The 21,426-nt window shown below is 42.9% G+C and carries 21 protein-coding genes; 5 read left to right on the forward strand and 16 right to left on the reverse strand.

Features of this window, described 5'->3' with window-relative positions:
• The first annotated feature begins 106 nt into the window (after positions 1-106).
• On the forward strand, positions 107-1,777 hold the full coding sequence (locus tag IEY42_RS14075; protein WP_188925835.1) for an ExeA family protein: 1,671 nt from the start codon (positions 107-109) through the stop codon (positions 1,775-1,777).
• Positions 1,777-2,778: a general secretion pathway protein GspB gene (locus IEY42_RS14080; RefSeq protein WP_188925836.1), complete on the forward strand. Its 1,002-nt coding sequence runs from the start codon at positions 1,777-1,779 to the stop codon at positions 2,776-2,778. Before IEY42_RS14075 ends, IEY42_RS14080 begins: the two co-directional genes overlap by 1 nt.
• Positions 2,779-2,858: 80 nt before the next feature.
• Here the strand turns inward: IEY42_RS14080 and nhaD are convergent, their stop codons facing one another.
• The 4 genes from nhaD to IEY42_RS14100 all read right to left on the reverse strand — a co-directional run bounded on the left by nhaD (position 2,859) and on the right by IEY42_RS14100 (position 8,745).
• Positions 2,859-4,106 (reverse strand): sodium:proton antiporter NhaD, encoded by a 1,248-nt coding sequence (gene nhaD, locus IEY42_RS14085; protein ID WP_188925837.1) that lies wholly within the window; start codon positions 4,104-4,106, stop codon positions 2,859-2,861.
• A 328-nt stretch (positions 4,107-4,434) separates the two neighbouring features.
• Entirely contained in the window at positions 4,435-5,721 is a 1,287-nt protein-coding gene (hemL, locus tag IEY42_RS14090; RefSeq protein WP_188925838.1) for a glutamate-1-semialdehyde 2,1-aminomutase, read from the reverse strand.
• A 26-nt stretch (positions 5,722-5,747) separates the two neighbouring features.
• Positions 5,748-6,767, reverse strand: coding sequence for an aspartate carbamoyltransferase (locus tag IEY42_RS14095; protein ID WP_188925839.1), 1,020 nt, complete (start codon positions 6,765-6,767; stop codon positions 5,748-5,750).
• A gap of 238 nt (positions 6,768-7,005) precedes the next feature.
• Positions 7,006-8,745, reverse strand: coding sequence for a chloride channel protein (locus tag IEY42_RS14100; protein ID WP_188925840.1), 1,740 nt, complete (start codon positions 8,743-8,745; stop codon positions 7,006-7,008).
• A 51-nt stretch (positions 8,746-8,796) separates the two neighbouring features.
• Here IEY42_RS14100 and IEY42_RS14105 point away from each other — a divergent pair, with 51 nt between their 5' ends.
• Positions 8,797-9,567 (forward strand): DUF6776 family protein, encoded by a 771-nt coding sequence (locus tag IEY42_RS14105; RefSeq protein ID WP_229780063.1) that lies wholly within the window; start codon positions 8,797-8,799, stop codon positions 9,565-9,567.
• 24 nt (positions 9,568-9,591) lie between these two features.
• Positions 9,592-9,942: an iron-sulfur cluster insertion protein ErpA gene (erpA, locus tag IEY42_RS14110; RefSeq protein ID WP_055024237.1), complete on the forward strand. Its 351-nt coding sequence runs from the start codon at positions 9,592-9,594 to the stop codon at positions 9,940-9,942.
• A gap of 80 nt (positions 9,943-10,022) precedes the next feature.
• Here erpA and IEY42_RS14115 read toward each other — a convergent pair whose 3' ends face one another.
• The 4 genes from IEY42_RS14115 to IEY42_RS14130 form a co-directional block, all read right to left on the reverse strand.
• Positions 10,023-10,484, reverse strand: a complete 462-nt coding sequence (locus IEY42_RS14115) for a hypothetical protein (RefSeq protein ID WP_188925841.1) — start codon at positions 10,482-10,484, stop codon at positions 10,023-10,025.
• A 24-nt stretch (positions 10,485-10,508) separates the two neighbouring features.
• A complete protein-coding gene (locus tag IEY42_RS14120) occupies positions 10,509-10,895 on the reverse strand; it encodes a DUF2750 domain-containing protein (RefSeq protein ID WP_188925842.1) in 387 nt (128 codons plus the stop codon).
• A 92-nt stretch (positions 10,896-10,987) separates the two neighbouring features.
• The gene (locus IEY42_RS14125; RefSeq protein WP_188925843.1) at positions 10,988-12,103 is read right to left on the reverse strand and encodes an anhydro-N-acetylmuramic acid kinase; all 1,116 of its coding nucleotides are present in this window, start codon (positions 12,101-12,103) and stop codon (positions 10,988-10,990) included.
• Positions 12,104-12,141: 38 nt separating this feature from the next.
• Positions 12,142-13,674, reverse strand: a complete 1,533-nt coding sequence (locus tag IEY42_RS14130; RefSeq protein WP_188925844.1) for a peptidoglycan DD-metalloendopeptidase family protein — start codon at positions 13,672-13,674, stop codon at positions 12,142-12,144.
• Between the two features lie 125 nt (positions 13,675-13,799).
• On the opposite strand from IEY42_RS14130, the gene tyrS reads away from it, so the two are divergent.
• On the forward strand, positions 13,800-14,996 hold the full coding sequence (tyrS, locus tag IEY42_RS14135; RefSeq protein WP_188925845.1) for a tyrosine--tRNA ligase: 1,197 nt from the start codon (positions 13,800-13,802) through the stop codon (positions 14,994-14,996).
• A 72-nt stretch (positions 14,997-15,068) separates the two neighbouring features.
• On the opposite strand, the gene IEY42_RS14140 is transcribed toward tyrS, so the two are convergent.
• From IEY42_RS14140 to IEY42_RS14175, 8 genes are all read right to left on the reverse strand, one after another.
• Positions 15,069-15,545 (reverse strand): nuclear transport factor 2 family protein, encoded by a 477-nt coding sequence (locus IEY42_RS14140; RefSeq protein ID WP_188925846.1) that lies wholly within the window; start codon positions 15,543-15,545, stop codon positions 15,069-15,071.
• A 1-nt stretch (position 15,546) separates the two neighbouring features.
• On the reverse strand, positions 15,547-16,173 hold the full coding sequence (locus tag IEY42_RS14145; RefSeq protein ID WP_188925847.1) for a trimeric intracellular cation channel family protein: 627 nt from the start codon (positions 16,171-16,173) through the stop codon (positions 15,547-15,549).
• On the reverse strand, positions 16,170-16,562 hold the full coding sequence (locus IEY42_RS14150; RefSeq protein ID WP_188925848.1) for a DUF2721 domain-containing protein: 393 nt from the start codon (positions 16,560-16,562) through the stop codon (positions 16,170-16,172). The genes IEY42_RS14145 and IEY42_RS14150 overlap by 4 nt, the downstream gene beginning before the upstream one ends.
• 199 nt (positions 16,563-16,761) lie before the next feature.
• Entirely contained in the window at positions 16,762-17,763 is a 1,002-nt protein-coding gene (locus IEY42_RS14155) for a cobalamin biosynthesis protein CobD/CbiB (RefSeq protein WP_188925849.1), read from the reverse strand.
• Positions 17,764-17,821: 58 nt separating this feature from the next.
• Complete coding sequence (locus IEY42_RS14160) at positions 17,822-18,514, reverse strand: 5'-methylthioadenosine/adenosylhomocysteine nucleosidase (RefSeq protein WP_188925850.1); 693 nt, start codon at positions 18,512-18,514, stop codon at positions 17,822-17,824.
• Between the two features lie 169 nt (positions 18,515-18,683).
• Complete coding sequence (locus tag IEY42_RS14165) at positions 18,684-19,772, reverse strand: methyl-accepting chemotaxis protein (protein WP_188925851.1); 1,089 nt, start codon at positions 19,770-19,772, stop codon at positions 18,684-18,686.
• Between the two features lie 145 nt (positions 19,773-19,917).
• On the reverse strand, positions 19,918-20,730 hold the full coding sequence (locus IEY42_RS14170) for a sterol desaturase family protein (protein WP_188925852.1): 813 nt from the start codon (positions 20,728-20,730) through the stop codon (positions 19,918-19,920).
• Positions 20,727-21,407: a CDP-alcohol phosphatidyltransferase family protein gene (locus tag IEY42_RS14175; protein ID WP_188925853.1), complete on the reverse strand. Its 681-nt coding sequence runs from the start codon at positions 21,405-21,407 to the stop codon at positions 20,727-20,729. Before IEY42_RS14175 ends, IEY42_RS14170 begins: the two co-directional genes overlap by 4 nt.
• Positions 21,408-21,426 lie beyond the last annotated feature (19 nt).

Raw genomic sequence — 21,426 nt, forward strand, 5'->3', positions numbered from 1 at the left:
AGTGGCATAAATATTACCAGAGTTAGATTTTTACGGCTAACTTTTGACAAGCTGTGATACAAGCATTAACGTGAGGCGTCAGTTTCAAATAAGGATTTTTGGTCGAATGTATAAAGCCTTCTATGGATTAAATGATAATCCGTTTTCAATTGCGCCTAACCCTCATTATATGTTCTTAAGCGACCGTCATCGTGAGGCGTTAGCCCATTTAACTTATGGCTTGGGTGAAACCGGCGGTTTTGTGTTATTAACAGGAGAAGTTGGAACGGGTAAAACCACCGTTTCGCGCTGTTTATTGCAGCAAATACCTGAAAATACCGATACTGCGTTTATTCTTAATCCTTCTTTAACCGAGCTAGAACTGTTAGCCACATTATGTGATGAGCTCGAAATTAGTTATGGTGAAAACCCAACCTTAAAACAGCTGACAGATCTCATCAGCATGTATTTACTCAATAATCATAAAAATGGCCGCAATACGGTACTGATTATTGATGAAGCACAGCATTTGCGATCTGAGGTATTAGAGCAGCTGCGTCTATTAACCAATCTAGAAACCAATACCAAAAAGCTATTACAGGTCATTTTAATTGGTCAGCCTGAGTTACAACAATTACTGAAACGCCAAGATTTACGCCAGTTAGCCCAGCGGATCACTGCTCGATATCATTTATTACCATTGAATAAAGAAGAAATTGCACTGTACGTATTACATCGTTTGCAAGTCGCAGGACGTCATGAACCTTTGTTCACTCGTAAAGCGATAGCGGCATTGCATAAACATTCTGGCGGGATTCCTCGGTTAACTAACTTATTATGTGAGCGTGCGTTAATGGCCGGTTATGGCCAAGGCAAAGTGCCAATTGATCATAAGATGGTTAATCAAGCGGCAATTGAAGTATTAGGTGACATTGACGAGTCTAATGAAAAGCGCTGGCCGTTTGTGGCTGCTGCTGCGTTGGTGTTGGCATTTGGCTTATCATTTTATTTGTTTAATCGCACAGATATTGACGAAAACCTCAGTGCAGCTACTGCATTGCCTCAGGCTCAGGCTCAACAATCTGTAGATAAACCCATCACTACATCTATTGCAAATCAACCGCTTAGCCAAATGCAGCAACCACAAGCTCCAGTGCAATCAACACCAGCTGTTAATGCAGAGCAGCAAATATTACGTCAGGCAATGCTGCAAAGTAACAGTATCGATAATGCTTTTGCTGGGTTGTTTGGTTTATGGGATAAGCAACCCATCATTGGTTTATCAGCTTGTCAGGCTGCACAACAGCAAAACCTAGCCTGTTACCAACAACAAGGTAATTGGAACAGTATTATGCGCCTCAATTATCCTGCCGTTGTTTATTTACAAGATGCGCAAGCTAATGTGTTTTACGGGGTGATTGTTGAGCGTCAAGTTGATCAAATATTACTGCAGTTAGGTGAGCAGCAATTTTGGGTCAATAAAGATTGGTTTGATCGTCACTTTAGCGGTACGTTTGAGATTTTATGGCAGCCAGACAGTATTTTACCGCGTGAAATCGGCCAGGCATCCAGTGTGGCTGAAGTGCAGTGGTTAGAAAATAGTTTAGCCATTGTGAGCCAACGCCGCGCTCGTTTGCTGACTCAATTTGACAATGAGTTAGAACAACAACTTATGCAGTTTCAGCGTCAGCACGGTTTAAAACCGGATGGCATTGCCGGTAATCAAACCCTAATACAACTTAATTTATATTTGAGCCAACAAGGCCCTAGATTAAGCGCTTCTGAGGAACGTCGTTAATGTCGATTTTATTGGATGCCGTTAATCGCAATAAACAACAGCAAGGCAATGTGTCCGACTTCATGTCGACACCCCCACAATATTCATCGCCGCCGAAAAAATCAGGATCGGTTAAAAAGTACACTTTACTTGCGAGTGCTGTGCTTGTTGGCATTGGCGCAGCTTGGGGAATGAGTTTATTACTTGTACCGCCTGCAGCACAATCAGTTGAACCAATAACTCCAGCTCAACGTTCGCCAAAACCGGCAGTGATTAGCCCGTCAGTATTGACGGTTGAAACAGCAGTGATTCCGGTAACCGATGATGTTCGTTTAGCGGGTAAAGTTGCGTTGCCACTAGCAAAGCCGTTTAATCAAACGGCGATGTCTGTGTCTGCAAGCAATTACCGTGATTCTAGCTCTGATGACGTTTTACCGGCCAATACACTACCTGCGAACTCGCAGCAATATTCGCAGCAGCAATCAACCCCTGTGCAAAATAATCCTCGCCAACAAACGCAAAATTATGCTGAACCAGCAACACAAGAACCGATAGTATTAGGCGCTAATGCTAATCGTCGTGGACTGGCTGAACTTGAGGCGCTGCGCATGCAAGTGAACGCAGCAGCTCAAGAAGTCGATTTTGCATCAGTCAAAGCGCCGTCGATTGATGAGCGAAACAATTTATTAGCTGCATTTGAAACGGCACTCAAGGAAGTTGAATTTGAGGAGTCAGCCAATCAGCGAGTAACAAAGGCTAAACTTGATCCTATCCCTACACCGAGTAACCGCCAAATTCCTAAATATGGTGATTTACCCGCTAGTGTGCAATTGCAGGTGCCAGAGTTTACGATTAATGCGCATGTCTATTCCACAGAACCAACGAACCGTTGGTTAAATGTTGATGGTGCAGAGCTTCAGCAAGGGGACATGATTAAAAATAAGTTGACGATTATTGAGATCCGCCCAAGAGATATTATTTTGGATATTAATGGCGAGCAATTTAGGGTGCCTGCTATTTAATCTGTATCGCGTTGGCTAAAAACAACAAAGGCGCATTATGCGCCTTTGTTGTTGTTGGTGGTGAGTATTAGAGGTGAGCTTTAACCGTGAATATGGTTAGCTAAAAACAAGGTTAATACATAGCCCAAGCTGTAGCATAACAACAACGCAGGAACGTATTTTAAATAACTCACAAAGGTCAGTTCTTCTACCTTGCTCATGGCAATAATGCCTGACGCTGAACCGATAATTAATAATGATCCACCCACGCCCACAGCATAGGTTAAACCTAACCATTGCACTGTGGTTAACACTGGGTCTGCTTTTAATAACGCAGCCGTGAGTGGTACGTTATCTAATAATGCTGAACCAACACCGGTGAAGAAGTTAGAAATACTTGGGTTATACATACCGTATACGTCGGTTAATAAGTTAAGCGTACCAATTTCTTTCAGCATGCCCACCAGTAATAAAATCCCTAGGAAGAACAGCAAGGTGTCGAACTCAACTTGGCGAATATATTCTAATACTTGTAGGTCTTCGGTTTTACTCTTGTCTGTACGACCAACTAAGAACATGACCGACAAACCAAATAAGAACGTCAGCACAGGTGGAACCCCAAACAGTACGTTAAGTGCCATGGTTAAAATAATCGTGGCAAAGAAGATTATCCCTATCACGATATCAACCGTATTGTATCTTTGTTCAATTGGCGTGGTGCTCACATGGCCTTCAGCTTTGAGTGAAAATAACACCGCCAACAAACCAACACTTATGCCAGCAGGAATAAACAACACCAGTAGCTCAGAAATATGCACTTTACCGGCTAAAAAAATCATTAATGTGGTGACATCACCAGTAATGAGCGCCACACCTCCTGAGTTAACTGCAAATATAATCAATACAGCCATGCGGCGACGCATTTGATTGTCTAAATTAAACGTGGTGAGCAGTCCTAGAGATACTAAGGTGGCGGTAACGTTGTCACAAAACGTTGATAACACTAAGGCGAATAAGCCTACTTGCAGCATTAACATACGCACAGAGACTTGTTGTGGAAAAATTTTCTGCACTAAAACCTGGATCATTCCTTTAGCGTTTAAATAAGCGACAAAGGTCATGGTCGACATTAAAAATAGCCATAATGTGGCAATTTCTAATAAGTTTTCATTCAGTTCTTCGCCAACCAGTTTACTGTTTTCTGGACTGCCAGAGGCAATAAACAAGGTGATCCAAGCGACACAGCCAAGGAATAAAGTGGTTTTTGCTTTGTTAATATGGGTAACTTCTTCGAGCACGATACTGAGCAGTGCGAGCACCGCGAGAGAGATAAGAAAGGTATGTAGCATGACTGCAATTCCAACGTTGTGTTGTAGGTAATTAGGTGCTGTTGATCGTTCAAGCTTGGGTCAAAGCCCTAACATCATTACCGAGAATTTCTGCTCACTTCACTCAACCTGATTTTAAGGTTAAATTAAGCTTTTTATTTTGCGACGCGATCACATCACACAAATGAGTATTTCGCAACAGAGATCACACTTATTTGAGTAAAAATAGACCAAAGTCGAGCAACGCAGGTTAAACATAAAGGGGGGGAGAAGGTGGGTGGGGTTAATTCAAATAAAAAAGGATAACCAACGTAAGTTGGTTATCCTTTTTTTAACTATCTCGGTGTACTTACTTCATAGCAGCAAAAACACGGTCAACAGCGGCTAATGTGTATTCAATTTCTTCATCGCCATGAGCCATTGATAAGAAGCCGGCTTCATAAGCGCTAGGCGCTAAATAAATGCCTTCATCTAACATTGCATGGTAAAAATGACGGAAATGCTCCATGTTGCATTGAGTGACTTGGGCAAACGAGGTCATTGGTGCCGTGTCTTCAGTAAAGAAGAAGCCAAACATACCGCCTGCATAGGTAATGTTTAACGGAATACCGTGTTTATCTGCAGCAGCTTTAAAGCCTTGTGCAACGCGTTTGGTTTTTTCGGCAAGTGCTTCGTATAAACCAGGCTCACATAAGGCATCCATTTGCGCTAAACCTGCGGTCATTGCAATTGGGTTACCTGATAATGTACCAGCTTGATAAACAGGGCCTGTAGGCGCGATAAATTGCATGACTTCTTTACGGCCACCAAATGCACCCACTGGCATACCGCCACCAATCACTTTACCTAAAGTCGTTAAGTCAGGTGTTACGCCATAAAAGCCTTGCGCGCCGCTCATTGATACGCGGAAACCTGTCATCACTTCGTCGATGATGAGTAGTGCACCGAACTCATCACAAATGGCACGTAAACCCTGTAAAAAACCTTCTACAGGAGGAATGCAGTTCATGTTGCCGGCCACAGGCTCAAGGATGATACAAGCGATGTCGTCTGGGTGCTGCTCGAAAATAGCACGCACAGAATCAAGGTCGTTATAGGTTGCTGTTAACGTGTGCTTAGCAAAGTCTTCTGGAATACCTGGTGAGCTTGGCTGACCAAGGGTTAATGCACCAGAACCGGCTTTAACTAATAAGCAGTCCGCATGGCCGTGGTAACAACCTTCAAACTTTAAAATGTTGTCGCGGTTAGTAAAGCCACGTGCTAAACGGATGGCACTCATGGTGGCTTCAGTACCTGAACTCACCATACGAACCTGTTCCATTGACGGCACCATTGAAATCACTTTTTCAGCCATTTTGACTTCAAGCTCAGTCGGTGCACCAAATGACAAACCATTTTCAACGGCTTCTAAAACCGCTTGACGAATTTTAGGATGGTTATGGCCTAAAATCATCGGTCCCCATGAACCAACATAGTCGATATATTTTTTACCGTCGGCATCGAAAATATAAGCGCCATCGGCTTTTTCGATAAATAACGGTGAACCACCAACACCATTAAAGGCACGAACAGGTGAGTTAACGCCACCTGGAATGGTTTGTTTAGCCTGTTCAAATAAGACTTCGGAGCGGGTCATGTATAATCCTTAATTTTGTATGCCAATTATCTATCGGCTTTACGTGAATACCAGTTTACTGGGCACTCATACTTTTCGAGTTGGTTTTCAACTCCAAGTGTTAATGCAAAAAGTGCCATACGGATAAGTAAGCCGTTGTCGGCTTGTCTAAAAATAGCCAAACTTGGATGGCTGTTTAAATCATTGTCGAGCTCGTTTGCTTGGGCGCGCGAGTCTCGTGGTAACGGGTGCATGATCACGGTATTTGATTTGCAATGCTGCGTGTAAATATTGTGATTTAAGCGAAACTTGCCGCGATACTTGTTGGCTTCTTCTTGTGACGGAAAACGCTCTTCTTGAATGCGGGTTAGGTACAATATATCTGCCTGATGCAAATTACCTTCAAGTTGTTCTGTTATTGTGATCTTATGCCCAGCATTTTCAATGTCGGCGATCACATAGTCAGGCATTGCTAGCTCACTGGGTGAAATCAATGTGAACTTAATGTCTTTATGCATGCAAAGTAAGCGCGATAAAGAATGCACTGTACGGCCATATTTTAAATCACCTACCATCGCAATATGCATACCATCGATGCCCATGCCTGCGTGGCTAAGTTCTTTTTTGATGGTAAATAAATCAAGTAATGCTTGAGTAGGGTGCTCATTGGGGCCGTCGCCACCATTAATCACAGGTACACGGCTGCCTTCGGCAAACTCTTTTACTGAGTAGGCATCTGGGTGGCGCATAGCGATAACATCTGAATAGGTTGATAGCACTCTTGCGGTGTCGTATAAAGACTCACCTTTTGATAATGACGACGACGCCATTCCGGTGGTTTCACGGACATGGCCACCAAGCAAGTTAAAAGCACAGCCAAAACTGACGCGAGTACGGGTGCTGGGTTCAAAAAACAGATTGCCTAAAATAGCGCCATCTAACACATTGGTGCGTTTTTCACGCAATGCATAGGGGGTCATTTTACTGGCGACATTAAAAATAGTGTTTATTGAATCCAGATCTAACTGGTTTACGGAAAGGATATGTGAACCTTCGAACTGCATCATCAGCCTGATTTCCAAAGTGTAGGGTAAAATATTCACCAGAACAGCATGCTATTTCACCAATATTTTTATAAGGTATTTTGTGATTTTTTTACTATATGGCTGAGGCAAAATTGTAGCAGAAAATAAACAACAGATAAATATGCCCTACAAGATTCACTTGCTTTGAAATAGAACAACCTAGCGAGTTTAACGTGTGAACTCTCTCCTTGAAAACAGCATGACTTACAGCTATTAACGATTAAATTTGTCCTGAACGGATCTCTTGCAACAAGTTTGACCAACTGATGACGCCAACCACTTTTTGACCATTAGGATTATTGGGACTGTCGCGATAAATATACACTTCGCCAGAACGTTTAGCGGCAAGTGCTTCATAGGCTTCATTGAGCGTAGCGTTGTCTGGTAACCCTGGCATTGGGTGGCGCGACAAGGTGGTCGAGTCTTCAAACGATTGCATCTCAAGACGTAACATTTCTATATGGCCTTCGCTATTACGGACTAAAACCGGCCGCCCCTCGGCGCGTTTTAATACTTCAAGCAGCAGTTCATCGTCATCGTTAACAATCACAAAGCGCCGGTCCATTAACACCCTAACGCCTTTATTTTGTAAGCCTTGGTTTAATGGGGCAACTTTATAGCCTAACCCCATAATATCCAATTGCTTTAAGAAGATAGAATTGGTGTTAAAGCCCTGGTATGCAATCAAATAGGCAGGAATAGTCACAAACATTGCCGGTAAAATAATGGCAGCATCATTGGTTAGCTCAAGTAGTGCAACAAGTGCAGCTAAAGGTGCACTTAAACATACCCCCATCATGGCTGTCATGCCGATAACGGTATACAAACCAACATATGGGGCAATTGATGGAAACAGTAAACTGCTGATGATAGCTAAAATGGCGCCTACCAAGGCTCCAATTCCGTATAGTGGACCAATGAGACCACCCGGAATGCCAAAACCAATAGCCGCAACCGTAGCAAGCATTTTTGCGAGTAATAAACCGATTAAAAACAGCAAACTTGGATGCTCGCTAATGGCTTCGTTAATCGCAAAATCTCCCGAGCCTAGGGCTTGCGGCATCACTAGACCAATTGCAGTGGTAATCACAGCGGCAATCAATAACCGGTAAATTAACGGCCAGCTCTGTCCTTTAGCGGTGACTTTTAGCAACGAAAAATTAAATAATGCCGCCACACCCCCCAACACTACGCCGCCGATAAGCAAAATAGGGTAATGGTCGAGTGGGATACGGATCACATTGATAAGTTCGTATTCGTGAATGTTACCAAACACTAACTGGCTCGACACGGCGCCACAAATGGCCGATAACATAATGGGGAAGAAATAATGGATTTTATATTCGCGAACGATCACTTCAAACACGAAGAGTACTGCAGCAAGTGGCGCGTTAAAGATGGCGGCTATTCCTGCGGCTATCCCGCTGGCGCACATAATACGCACGCTGTTGTCTGGTAGGCTGAATTTTTCCGCCATCACGCTAGCACTTACGGCACCAAGATGAATAGCAGGACCTTCTTTACCGACCGAAAAGTTAGTCATCAAGGCGATTAATGCTTGTGAGAATTGCCCCGCAGCAGATTGCAGAGGTACTTTACCGTAATGCAGTTTAAAGCGGTGTAGCACATAGGCGATGCCCATACGGCGATAACGTTTTGAACCGAGTAACGACAATAGCCAAATCAGTGCTGCCCCAATTAAAGGTAGATAACTTCGCCAGTCGGTTAATGTAGAACTAATGGTATTAGTGTCAGAAAGCAGATATTGTTCGGCCCATAATAAAATCAGTCGAAATAAAATAATCACCAATGAGGCAATAATTGCAAACAGCAGCGCCAGCGCGCAAAGTTGCACACTAATTTTGGCTTGAGATAATTTATCTCTAAATTCGTTGTGCAGATATTTGCGCGCAGCTCTTTTGGCGTGAATAATAGCGACTTTATTTATTTTAAATTGCACTGTTTGGCTCTAGGCTCATTGGCATTTGTATTTTTAAAGGGTTGTTACCTAATGTTAAATTATCACCGTTGGTTAGACAGACTGCAAGTTTTACAACATAAAAACCGGACGTCGAACAAATACTTAATTAGCTTAATGTTAGTCTCTTTTTTGTTAGGCGCGTTAAGTTATAATTTGTGGTTATCGTTTGCGCCAGAAACCACCACCAATAGTGCCAGTGGCAAGCGTAAATTATTACAGCAACTTGATGAACAAGCACAGGTGTTAGCAAGCCGTAATTTGGCATTAAGTATTGCAGAAAATGCCAACAAAGAAATGCAAGACATGTTTAGCCGCCAGCTAACAGACCAAAAAGCACTGGAAAAAGAGTTGGCATTTTATCGCAGTGTCATGGTGACCGATGCCGACGTTGAAGGTGTGGCGATTAACGCTGTTGAATTATCACAAGGCATTACCGCAGAGCAGTTTACGCTGCGCATAGTGTTAACCCAGTTACAAAAACGCAAAGCAAAAGTCAAAGCGCAAGCTGAAGTGATGTTAATTGGAGTGCAAAATGGTCAAACTAAAGAGCTGTCATTAGATAAATTACTTAACAAAAAGTTAGACTTTGAATTTAGTTATTTTCAAATCATGGACAGTGATATTGTTCTACCTGACGGGTTTAGCTTGCAAAGAATCGCCGTTAAGGTGAAGGTAAAAGCCAGTCGTGGAGTGAAGGGCGGCGAGATCGAACAAGTGTATAATGTACCTGAACTATTAATGGGCGAAAAAGAACTGCGGGTAATACTTGAACAAAATAGTCAGGTAAAGGATAATTCTTAGTAGAAACCGAAGTAAGAGGTAGTAATGACTGAACAAACTGATGCAGCAATGCCGATCCAATTTACCGATGCTGCAGCGACTAAGGTAAAAGGGCTGTTAGAAGAAGAGCAGAATCCTGAATTAAAACTGCGTGTATATGTTACCGGCGGTGGTTGCTCTGGTTTTCAGTATGGCTTTACGTTCGATGAAAAAGTCAACGAAGGTGACTTCACTATTGAAAAACAAGGCGTACAGCTTGTGGTTGATCCGATGAGTCTTCAATATCTAGTCGGTGGCGAAGTGGATTATACTTCTGGCCTTGAGGGTTCTCGTTTTTTTGTTAAAAACCCAAATGCAACAACAACCTGTGGTTGTGGAGCAAGTTTCTCGGTGTAATATTATTTATAACGAGCCAATAAAAAAGCCGTCTAGCGACGGCTTTTGTGTGTGTATTACACCTCAGCGCTAGTTAAATGTTAACTGGCAATAATGTTAAAGTTAACACGCGGTTTAAACCAGGCTTTTACCTTGCCATTAAAGCTTATCCACACTTGCAGCATACCCAAAGCGATAAAAACACTATAGATAAGCCACTCGGGAACCACGCTTTGAAACAAACCAAAGTCCATGGTCGTTGGGCCGGTATCGAGGTTTTCTGGGTCATACATGATGATTGGCATCATGCTATATAGCACCAATTGCAGCAGGCTATAAGTGCGTAATAAATAAAGCGCCGCTTTTTGTCTACCCACAACACCCAGTACTAACATCAGCGTTAATATGCATAGCATTGCACTGAGTTCAGACATCGATTGAGCTAACATTAAGCCCGTCACAGAGGCAATAACATAAAACAGCATTAACGCAATCAACCGCTTAGGCAAATGAGGTTTTACGGCATCTGGCGCATTGTCTGGTTGAGGTATTTCTTGAGTCATTATTGTGTACTCATTAGGTACAGATTAATGTTTAGCTTGTGACTTTGGTGTTAAGCGCTCATTCACTTCATACGGCGGTATAACAACGCCTAAATCTTCTTGCACAGGGAAAACCGCAATAAACAGGTCGTCATCTTCCATGCCGCTAACCCAGCGCTCTTGGAATTCAGATAACGGTATGGCTAATGGCTCACATTCTTTCCATTCATCAACAGCCCAAAGTGCAGCGGTTTCTTCAGAAGGCCACATCGGAATACAGTCTTCATCTTCTGTGGTCAACATTACGCAGCCATCTTGATCTTGCAGGGTCCAAATGGTTTTTTCTGCTTTAACTTGCTCAACCATGTAATCGTAACGGCCTTCTGGGGTTAGATTCATTAGTTCTGATACGCTTTTGGCTTTGTTGCTCATATTGACTCTCATTATTTAGTAAAGACTTTGCTAAACCCAATTGGTTTGGCAAATTTGCGGTCATCATAACATTGAGGTCCGCATTGAAAAAGTTATCTTGCTTTAAAGCGTCCACCTAATACTGCTTGGCGCGACGCACCGGTAACCGCTGGTAAATTTGCAGGTAGGTCATGATGATGACGCATTGCTAACCAAGCGAAGGCGATGCCTTCTACCCATTTAGCATCAACACCTAGGCTCCCCGTGGTATCGACCTTGTAACCCGCGACTAATGGTGTCAAACGACGTACTAATTCGCCATTTAGTGCACCACCGCCACAAATAAATAACTCGCCAGTGGCTGATAATTTATTGATATCGTTGGCAATGCTATGGCAGGTTAAGTCGAGTAACGTCGACTGAATGTCTTCTTGGTCTAAGTGGCTATAGTCGGCAAGTTGTTGTTCAAGCCATGCCTGGTTAAACAGCTCTCTGCCAGTACTTTTAGGCGCGGCAAGCGCAAAGTAAGAATGGGACAATAGCTGTTCAAGAAATGCTGGATTGGTTTTACCTGATGCAGCCCATGCGCCGTCTTCGTCAAAGGGTTGCCCGAGACTTTGATTAACAAAATAATCAATTAAGGTATTGCCTGGGCCGGTATCAAAGCCAAGTACATCATCACTGTTGCCCGGTAAATAGGTAATATTAGCAATTCCGCCAATGTTTAAAATCATTCGAGTCTGTCCCGGCTTGGCAAATACTTGCTGATGAAACGCTGGTACTAATGGCGCGCCTTGGCCACCGAGGGCAACATCTTTACGTCTAAAGTCGGCAATGACATCGATGTTGGTTTCAACAGCGATGGTATTGGGGTCACCAATTTGCAGGGTAAAGCCGATTTCTAAATTAGGCATGTGGCGCACAGTTTGTCCATGCGATCCGATTGCGATGATTTGTTCTGCGCTGACATCCGTTTTTGCGAGTAAGTTATTCACAGCTTGGGCAAATAATTTTCCGACACTGCGGTCAAGGCGACCTAAGCGGTTTATTTCATCATCGGTTGCGGCTTGACATAATCGCTGTAAACCTTTTAACAAATGGCTCGGAATGGCTTCGGTATGGCCGGCAATTAATTTAGGCTGCTCAGCTGTAAAATCAACTAACACGGCATCGACACCGTCCATACTGGTGCCCGACATCAGGCCGATAAAATATTCTGGCTTAGACATGAAATGCTCTCTGTTGATGTTGCAAACTAGCAAGCGGGTTAATTGCTTGCCAATTGCTGCTGTTGATTTGATTTTAATTGCGCCATTAACTGCTTACTTAAAGACGTAAATTTACCCAATTCATTACGATTAATCGGCATGGATTTCGGCAGGTCTATGGTGCGAGGGTTGCGATGAACCCCATTCACGATAAATTCATAATGTAAATGAGCACCGGTAACGCGGCCTGTTTTACCTAAGGTACCAATAATTTGGCCTTGTTTTACGCTGTCGCCACGTTTTACTTTACGCTTAGTTAAATGCAAATATTTAGTGGTGTAGGTATCATTGTGTTTAATGAATACATAGTTACCATTGTATTGATTGTAACTTGATTCAATGACTCTCCCTTTGCCGGCAGCTTTAATGGGTGTGCCGATAGCGGCAACATAATCTACGCCTCGGTGGGCTTTAACTTGACCTGTTACAGGGTGTAAGCGGCGTGGATTAAAGTTAGAGCTAACATATTTAAAATCAACCGGTGAGCGTAAAAAAGCCTTACGCATACTGTTGCCGTTTTCAGAGTAATATTCACCATCGGTATAACGTACCGCAGTATAGCGCTCGCCCTGGTTAATAAACTCGGCGGCTAAAATTTTACCGTTACGTAAAAATTGGCCGTCGGCGTACTCTTGATCAAACAGTAATGAGAAATTATCACCTTTGCGAATATCTAAGGCAAAGTCGACGTCCCAACCAAAAATGTTGGCGAGTTCCATAATATGATTACCCGACAAGCCTGCGTCTGCCGCGGCGTTCCAAAAGTTGCTTTTAATGGTGGCGGTAATAAATGAGGTGCGGCTTTCAACTTTTTTGGTATTAACCACTTCTTTGTAGTTATCATTATTATGGCTAATCACCAAGGTTGATACCTTGTCCATGCGGTAGCTGAGCTCTTTTAACTCACCTAAGTCATTTTTGCTGATGGCAATTTCTTCGCCTGGCATTATTTTAAGTAGGTTCTTTTTCGCTAAAGGGAGTTGGGTAATGTCATACACATCTTTAGCACTTAACCCTGCGCGACTAAAAAGCCCGCCCAAGGTGTCGCCTTTTACGACTTCATAATATTCAACAGTATAATCATCGTTGCCTGCTTGTTGTTTTAGCTGTGATTTTTGTTGAGCGATTTGTTCATCAAGTTCACCAATTACGCCATCTACGCCGTTAGGGCGAGTTTGTAACAAGGCTAAATGTTTGGCGAATGCTTCATCGTCAGCAGTGGCTTGGCCGTTGTCATTTGAGTCAGCTTGTTGCGATGGCGTAGTGTCATTAAAAATATTGTCAGCGGGCGTGTCAGTACTGGTATTTTCGCCTGGGGCTGAAGGCGTTCTAAAAGCCAATGGCACGGCATAACGCGTGTTGGTTTCGATGGTCTTTTGAGCGTTGGATTTATCGACTAAACCGGTTTGTTTAGAGGCTTGCGCGTCTTCCGATGGAAACATCAGAATAATCGCGGTCAACATCACTAATAAAGACAGTGTGATTTGATGTGCTTTTGGCAACAATGTGAATAATGTAAGAAGCTTTGCCATTGACTCAGGTACCAATTTCTCTCTCGCGTTATTATATGCTAAGTGTACACTCTTTCATTTGCCGTGGCTAACAAGTAACATAGGCCTCTTTATTTTTTGTGCAAGCCCTAGGAGTTGCAGTAGCGATGGCGAATTTAGATCAAGTATTGGCAGAAATTAAGCGTGGTACCGACGAGATATTACTTGAAGCGGATTTGCTTGAGAAGCTCAAAGAAGGGCGTCCTTTACGCATCAAATTAGGTGCAGATCCTACCGCTCCAGATATTCATTTAGGGCATACCGTTATTTTAAACAAAATGCGTACCTTTCAAGAGTTAGGTCATGAAGTGATTTTCTTGATTGGTGACTTTACCGGTATGGTTGGCGATCCAAGTGGTAAAAACAGTACTCGTCCTCCATTAACTCGTGAACAAGTACTTGCTAACGCTGAAACCTACAAAGAGCAGGTTTATAAAATTTTAGACCCGGCTAAAACTCGTATTGAATTTAATTCTAGCTGGTTAGAGCCATTAGGCGCAGCCGGTATGATCCGTTTAGCATCACAACAAACCGTTGCCCGTATGATGGAACGTGACGACTTTAAAAAGCGTTATGCATCAGGCCAAGCGATTGCGATCCACGAGTTTATGTATCCATTGTTGCAAGGTTATGATTCAGTTGCGTTAGAAGCAGATGTTGAATTAGGTGGTACTGACCAAAAATTCAATTTATTGATGGGGCGTGAGCTGCAAAAGGCAGAAGGGCAAAAGCCACAAACTGTGATTATGATGCCACTGCTTGAAGGGTTAGACGGCGTTAAGAAAATGTCTAAGTCGGCGCACAACTATATTGGCGTGAGTGAGCCTGCTAACGAAATGTTTGGCAAAATTATGTCGATTTCTGATGACTTAATGTGGCGCTACCTTGAGTTATTGTCTTTCCGTTCGCTTGAAGAGCTTGCTCAGTTTAAGTTAGACGTTGAAAACGGCACTAACCCACGCGACATTAAGATTTTATTAGCCAAAGAAATCATTGCGCGCTTCCATGATGAAGCCCAAGCCCAAGCTGCACATCAGGCATTTATTGACCGTTTCCAAAAAGGTGCTATCCCTGATGACATCGAAGAAGTGATATTGGAAGCCGGTGAAGGGCTAGCGATTGCTAACTTACTTAAAAATGCGGGTTTAGTGGGTTCTACATCTGACGGTATGCGCATGATTAAACAAGGCGCTGTGAAGATGGATGGCGATAAAGTGGAAGATAGTCGTCAAAGCTTTAATGCCGGTCTTGAAGCTGTATTCCAAGTAGGCAAGCGTAAGTTTGCTAAAGTGATCTTGAAGTAATTCTTGTTAGTCACCCATAAAAAACGGCTTTTTGAGCCGTTTTTTTATGGGTGAAATTGATACTTATTTTATTTACTGCGACTCAAGTTGGTCTGACATGGTTTGATAATCCATTAGGTCCATTTGTTCAATTAAACGTTGAGTATTATTATCAAATTTTAGTGTGGTCACTCCAGGAACTGCAAGATCGATCACTTTGCCCGGCTTACCGTACTGGTCGCCAGGGCCACGTAAACGGTAGCTGCCAATAATCACAACTAACGAGCCGGTATTAAACATATGTTCTATGTTTAAGCGGTATTCGAGTACGCCCTCATGAGCCCGTTGTAAAAATCCAATAATTTGGCGACCGCCAGTATAAGTGGTATTGGCGGTTTTGTCGTAAAAAACGGTTTCGCGAGAATAAAAACGTCGCAGCGCAGAATAGTCGTGATCAGTTAATGCTTCCATGTACTTCATGGCCAATTGCTGCTCTTTTGGCATGTCGCCAATATTAGCATCGGTTGAAAAACTAAATACTAAACAACACAGTAACAAGATTATTCGCACATTAAATTCTCTTTGTTTTTAAGTCGAAAGCCGGTAATGATAAATGCCAGCGGATAGCGCTTAAGCGGATGATTAACGTGCTTATCATCGCAATAAACATCGATGTAATGCTGTCCATTCCGACAACTAAGCTTAAGGTATAACAGATCCCACCAACGATGGAAGCCGTAGCGTAAATTTCTGTTCGTAATACCATAGGAACCTGGCGACATAGTAAATCACGAATAATCCCGCCACCGACACCGGTAATTAACCCCATAACGACGGCTATCATGCCTGATAATCCCATTAACAGCGCTTTTTCGGCGCCAATAACGGTAAACAATGCTAATCCCAGAGCATCGGCCACGGGTAAGGTTATTGCGGGTAACTTATGGGGTTTACGCACTAAGACTAAACACGCTAATACCGTTGCTAAAATAACAATGATGTAATTAGGGTCGCGGATCCAAAACACTGGCGTTGCACCAATTAATGCGTCACGAATACTACCCCCGCCAATAGCGGTGACAGAAGCCAGTACAATCACCCCAAATGGATCCATGCGATGTTTTCCCGCGGCGAGTGCACCAGAAAGTGCAAATACTGCGGTACCACATAAATCGAAAATGTAGATCCATTGACTCATTTACTTAGCTCTTTGAGGTGAATATTGAGTGCATCAACTGAGATGCGAATTTCAATCACAGATAAAATCAATGAGTACAGTAATAGCAGCAAGCTAAGGCCAAACACAATTGAGCCGGTTTGATTAAAGCCGGTGTAAATCAAAATCATACAAAAAACACACATGGCAAAACTGCTGACACCCGCTTCTTGCATTTTGCGGATGATGATAATCCGTTGGCGCAAGTTTTTAATTTGTTCATCTTGTATCGGTTTGTCATTGCTACTGAGGTTACGGATGAGCGCTGCAAGAGAGAAAAATCGGTTAGTGTAAGCGAGCAATAATAAAGAAATTGCCGGGAACAATAGTGCTGGAGTGGTTAACGAAACATGTAAATTATTGAGTAACATGGTATTCCTAAGCAGATTTCGAGCTGGTAATAATCAACAATCGGTGACTAAAGAGGGTTTACGGTTTAGCAATGTAAGCCTTAACCCAGATATTTTATATGAATAAAGGATTATAACGGTACATCGGAACGCGTCTTTACCCGCAAATCGGGCGTATTATCGCTAAATAATAACGTGTTTAAAACAGGATTTACATGTTTTAGAGAAATCTTAATCCAGCCCAAATTAACGGCAGTAGCAAGGTTAAGCTTATCCAAAACAGGTTAGCCGTTTGTGTGATGGTTATGGCTTGGCTTATGTGGCGATGATCTGGCAGTGGGCCAGCTTTTACTTTGGCTAAATCCACCCGGGTACTTATGCCGTTTTCAATAAATTGTTGTGGTCCACCTAATTCTATTTTCAATAAATTAGCCGCTAACGCATAACTACCATAATGATTGTTAAGTTGTTGGCTGGCTGGTGGTGCGATTGAGCTCCAAATCGATTTGAGACCGAGCTGACCAAATTGAATCGCCAACGAACAATGCCATAGCAAGGTCGGGATAAAAAAGATCACTCGATTGAATTGGCCGATAAAACTCGCAAACACGTGATAATGCGGATGATAAGGTGGCCAGCTGTGTTCAAGTTGTCTGAGCATTCTCACGACTAATGTCATCACTGCGCCACCAAGGGCAAAAAACAAGATAGTGGCTAAGGTGCCATATATTGGGGTGGTAAACAGTTTCTCGATGGTGACTTTACTCAATCCGACCTCAGAGAGCACATTAGTATTTTGGCTGGTCCAGGGGGCCAGTAACTGCTTAGCATCTTGTTTATTGTTTGTTTTAATTGCATCGACAATATTTTCAGCCACGGGTTTAAAGGCGGAGTCACACAAACAAAAATATAAAATAATCAGTTCAAAAAACCATGGGTATGCGGCAAGACTCAGTAAAAAACTGACAATAATCCCACAGGGTACGACTAAAATCAGCGTGGCTAAAATGCCTGCCGTTAGCTGCTGGCTCACTGCGCGTTCAGGGTGGTTGACCTTGGTGGCGAGTAACACTGCGATGCGATTAAACCAGAGTAATGGTTGTAGATCGCGTGGAATAGGAACAAAACGAGCCAATATTAACGCGCAAAATAAAATACAACAGCTTCGCAGTAACCCACCGTCCTGGCTCAACAATTGCGGATCGAATAATTGATTAATCATAGAGACTCAATAGTTGGGTTACTCAAGCTAACGGGATTGTTCGCTCTAGCGTTAAAGTCTACAGCTGTTGTAACAGTGCAATAACCATCATGGCTGAATGCATGCCCGCTTTAATGATGTACGAGTCGAAATCAACTGGCGAGTCATTATTGGCGTTGTCTGATAAAGAGCGAATTACTACAAATGGTACCTTAAATTGATGACAAACTTGGGCTATCGCCGCAGCTTCCATTTCACATGCAGCCATGTCTGGGAAGTTTTCGCGCATCACTTTAGTGCGTACAGGGTCACAAATAAAGCTGTCGCCGGTACAGATTAACCCTTCAATGGCTTTTACTTCACCGAGTTCGGCCACTGCTTTTTTAGCTGCAATCACTAATGTGCCGTCAGGTAAAAACGCGGCTGGCTGTTGTGCCATCTGGCCAATCTCGTAACCAAAAGCGGTGACATCGACATCGTGGTGACGCACTTCAGATGAAATAACAATGTCGCCAATAGCCAATGAATCAACAAAACCACCAGCAGAACCGGTATTTATCACATGTGATACCGCAAACTTTTCAATCAGTAACGTTGTGGCAATACTGGCTGCTACTTTACCAATGCCCGAGCGGGTAACAACCACTTCGTTATCGCCGATATTACCGCTAATAAATTCGATGCCTGCGATAGTAGTATGCACAGGCTCAACAATGGCTTGTACTAAATGAACAACTTCTGGCTCCATAGCGCCAATAATACCGATTTTCATGGATAAACCTTAACTGATTAAACAAATTCGAATGGACGCTAATATACCATGGGCGGGCGATTTTGTGAAAACTCAGGTGTGATTTTAGTGATGAGTGTGGTGTGAAACAATCCGTTAGCGAGGCGTTAACTGGCTAACGAATTTTTAAGCGAAGACAAAGCAAAAGTGTTTATTGATGCTGGCTTTGTGCCAATAATTTATCAATTGCGTGTACCACGCTAATACTGGCATGTTCCATGGTTTCAAGGTGAGTTAAAATCTCGGCCTCGTGACCCGATTGCATCGCAGCTACTGCCGCTTTACCAGCGGTATGTACCGTTTTATGAGGTTGCTCAATCGCTTTAAAGCTGGATAAGCTGGCAAATTGTTGGCCTTCGCCATGATAATACCATTTGCCTAAACGGCACTCTGTATGGCTATTCACAATGGTATTATAGTCTTTGTTGGCAAGGATACTGTAAACCTGACTTTTCCAAACGCTGTGGTCTAATTTTACCGTGGTTAAAAATGCGGTGATTGACGCTTCGCCAATCACCCGTTTCATTTTTGTTGAGGTTTGCAACACATTAGAGACCACTTGATCGATTTGTTCAGAAGAAACCGCAATGTCGCTTGAGCAAGTCTGGTTGGTAACAACGACCTGTTTAATTTGCTCTGCTTGTTCAATCACTTTTGTCACTAATGCTTCAATATTGGCACTGGCATCATGGGCATTACTGGCCAAATCACGTACTTCACTGGCAACGACTGCAAAGCCGCGTCCGGCCTCACCTGCTCGGGCTGCTTCAATAGCGGCATTGAGCGCAAGTAAGTTCGTTTGCTCTGAAATCTGTTGAATAGAGGCTACCAGGTGGCTAATACCATTAGCCGATTGGCTCAACTGGGCTGCCGTTGTCATGCTTTTTTCGGCATGTTCGTTTAAATTTTCTGCACGACTCTTTAAGTTGCCAATGGCCACGCGAGTTTGACCAAAGAGCAGGTCTACCTCGTCGAGCATTTGTTTTTCTTCGTCTAACTTAATCGAGTTTGCCAGGGTACTATCACGAATATCATTTAACATCGAAGCGCCTTGCAGTTGTAAATTGGCGCAGTTGGTATCGTATTCAGACTGTTGTCTACAATGAGTTAACTGTTGAGTTAATTGTGAAATTTTGTTTTGTAATTGTGCTAGCTCATCGGCATGTTGTTGTTCTTTGTTTGCCCGTAACAGTTCTAATTCGGCAATTTTGGTTTTTAAACCTTGAGTAAAACCGATCATAGTATCTCTATTTGTGCGCATCGATAATCAACATTTTGGTGTCGAAGAACGGTTTAATCAAGGACGTAAAACGTTATATGTCACAAATAAAGAGAATGGTGTTCTATTTGTTGTGTAAAAACAATACGTTATTTTTATAGCCTCATTAATTTTTTTTACTAAAAGGCATCCATAATAAACCGCTAAGCCATGCATTTTGTTTCGCGTTAGGGTATTGGGTTAAGCCAATATCAATTTGGGTATCTGGTTTACTGGCCTGCGCGGTGTAGGTGCCGAACAGCTTGTCCCACCAAATAATGCTAAAGCCAAAGTTGCTGTTACTTTCACTCATCAGTTGGCTGTGATGAATACGATGCAATACCTGAGTGACCAGCACTAAACGAGCAAGGTTTTCAATTCTTGCGGGTAAGCGAATATTGGCGTGGTTAAAAATAGCAAAGCCATTGAGCAATATTTCAAACAAGATGACCGCTTCAGCGGGTAGGCCAAAGACTACAATGGCGGCTGCTTTAATACCAAGACTTGCAATGATTTCGATAGGGTGAAACCTCAGTGCGGTACTGCTGTCGACGTGACGGTCTGCATGGTGGACCTTATGTAAACGCCACAATAACGGAATACGATGAAACAATCTGTGCTGCCAATAAATCAACATATCAAGCAGCAACACACTGACAACAATATTCAACCAAACGGGTAAATTTATATACTGTAATAGCCCCCATTGTTGCGAACTGGCATACAGGGCAAAACCTGCCAATCCTATTGGTAGAATTAATCTTGCAGTAACCGATGAGATAATTAACAAGCCAAAATTACCAAACCAGCGTGTAGCCATTGAGGCTGACTGAGGACTTTTAATGAGTGTTCTAGCTGGAAATAAGATCTCGAGACTCATCATTAACGCCAAAATGGTTAAAAACACTCCCAATCTAATGGCTGCCATATCATCTATCATGCTTTAGAATCCTCAACAGGGGGGTGATTGGCGTTGACCTCACTGGCAGATGATTGAACCGCCAGGTGATTTTTTAAGGTGTTATAGCCGCCGTGAATTCGGGTAAAAATGGTAATAGTACCTAAAAAAGCAAACGTATAAGCCAGCTCTGGAAAGTAAGTTGGCCATAAACAAAATGCCACAAAAAAGGCGATAGTTTCAGTGCCTTCAGTAAGACCGTTTAGAAAGTAAAAGCTTTTATGGGCAAATTGTGGCCTAGGTAAATGGAGTTTTTCTGCAGGGATCGCAAACGCTAAAAAGCTAGAACCTGTGCCAATAAACACCGTTAGCAGCACAGCAGCGGCTAACGCATTTTCATTGGGGTTGGCGAGTGCAAACCCTAAAGGAATAGCAGCGTAAAACAAAAAATCTAGGCAAATATCTAAATAACCGCCTGCTGCCGTTGTGTGATTTTGATGTCGAGCCAGTGCGCCGTCTAGGCCGTCGAGTACGCGGTTGAATACAATAAAAAATAATGCCGCATACCAAAGTTGCAGCGCCAAAAAGGGCACCGCCATCATACCCACGATAAAGCCGACCAGTGTCAGTTGGTCTGGTTGTACTTGTTTTTTATCCAGCAGCAATACAAGCGGTTTAAGCATTGGCTTGATCACGGGTGTTATAAATCTATCTAGCATTTGTGGTTTCCAATTAATT

The sequence above is a fragment of the Shewanella algicola genome, assembly GCF_014648035.1.
Lineage (GTDB): Bacteria > Pseudomonadota > Gammaproteobacteria > Enterobacterales > Shewanellaceae > Shewanella > Shewanella algicola.

What these genes read in the sequence shown, in the direction of transcription:
- nhaD (WP_188925837.1), bottom strand. Translation starts at nt 4,106, where the DNA reads ATGCTACATACCTTTCTTATCTCTCTCGCGGTGCTCGCACTGCTCAGT.
- IEY42_RS14125 (WP_188925843.1), bottom strand. Translation starts at nt 12,103, where the DNA reads ATGTCTAAGCCAGAATATTTTATCGGCCTGATGTCGGGCACCAGTATG.
- IEY42_RS14150 (WP_188925848.1), bottom strand. Translation starts at nt 16,562, where the DNA reads ATGTTACTCAATAATTTACATGTTTCGTTAACCACTCCAGCACTATTG.
- IEY42_RS14120 (WP_188925842.1), bottom strand. Translation starts at nt 10,895, where the DNA reads ATGAGCAACAAAGCCAAAAGCGTATCAGAACTAATGAATCTAACCCCA.
- IEY42_RS14075 (WP_188925835.1), top strand. Translation starts at nt 107, where the DNA reads ATGTATAAAGCCTTCTATGGATTAAATGATAATCCGTTTTCAATTGCG.
- IEY42_RS14115 (WP_188925841.1), bottom strand. Translation starts at nt 10,484, where the DNA reads ATGACTCAAGAAATACCTCAACCAGACAATGCGCCAGATGCCGTAAAA.
- IEY42_RS14145 (WP_188925847.1), bottom strand. Translation starts at nt 16,173, where the DNA reads ATGAGTCAATGGATCTACATTTTCGATTTATGTGGTACCGCAGTATTT.
- IEY42_RS14155 (WP_188925849.1), bottom strand. Translation starts at nt 17,763, where the DNA reads ATGATTAATCAATTATTCGATCCGCAATTGTTGAGCCAGGACGGTGGG.
- IEY42_RS14170 (WP_188925852.1), bottom strand. Translation starts at nt 20,730, where the DNA reads ATGATAGATGATATGGCAGCCATTAGATTGGGAGTGTTTTTAACCATT.
- IEY42_RS14160 (WP_188925850.1), bottom strand. Translation starts at nt 18,514, where the DNA reads ATGAAAATCGGTATTATTGGCGCTATGGAGCCAGAAGTTGTTCATTTA.
- hemL (WP_188925838.1), bottom strand. Translation starts at nt 5,721, where the DNA reads ATGACCCGCTCCGAAGTCTTATTTGAACAGGCTAAACAAACCATTCCA.
- IEY42_RS14175 (WP_188925853.1), bottom strand. Translation starts at nt 21,407, where the DNA reads ATGCTAGATAGATTTATAACACCCGTGATCAAGCCAATGCTTAAACCG.
- IEY42_RS14080 (WP_188925836.1), top strand. Translation starts at nt 1,777, where the DNA reads ATGTCGATTTTATTGGATGCCGTTAATCGCAATAAACAACAGCAAGGC.
- IEY42_RS14095 (WP_188925839.1), bottom strand. Translation starts at nt 6,767, where the DNA reads ATGATGCAGTTCGAAGGTTCACATATCCTTTCCGTAAACCAGTTAGAT.
- tyrS (WP_188925845.1), top strand. Translation starts at nt 13,800, where the DNA reads ATGGCGAATTTAGATCAAGTATTGGCAGAAATTAAGCGTGGTACCGAC.
- IEY42_RS14165 (WP_188925851.1), bottom strand. Translation starts at nt 19,772, where the DNA reads ATGATCGGTTTTACTCAAGGTTTAAAAACCAAAATTGCCGAATTAGAA.
- erpA (WP_055024237.1), top strand. Translation starts at nt 9,592, where the DNA reads ATGACTGAACAAACTGATGCAGCAATGCCGATCCAATTTACCGATGCT.
- IEY42_RS14130 (WP_188925844.1), bottom strand. Translation starts at nt 13,674, where the DNA reads ATGGCAAAGCTTCTTACATTATTCACATTGTTGCCAAAAGCACATCAA.
- IEY42_RS14105 (WP_229780063.1), top strand. Translation starts at nt 8,797, where the DNA reads ATGTTAAATTATCACCGTTGGTTAGACAGACTGCAAGTTTTACAACAT.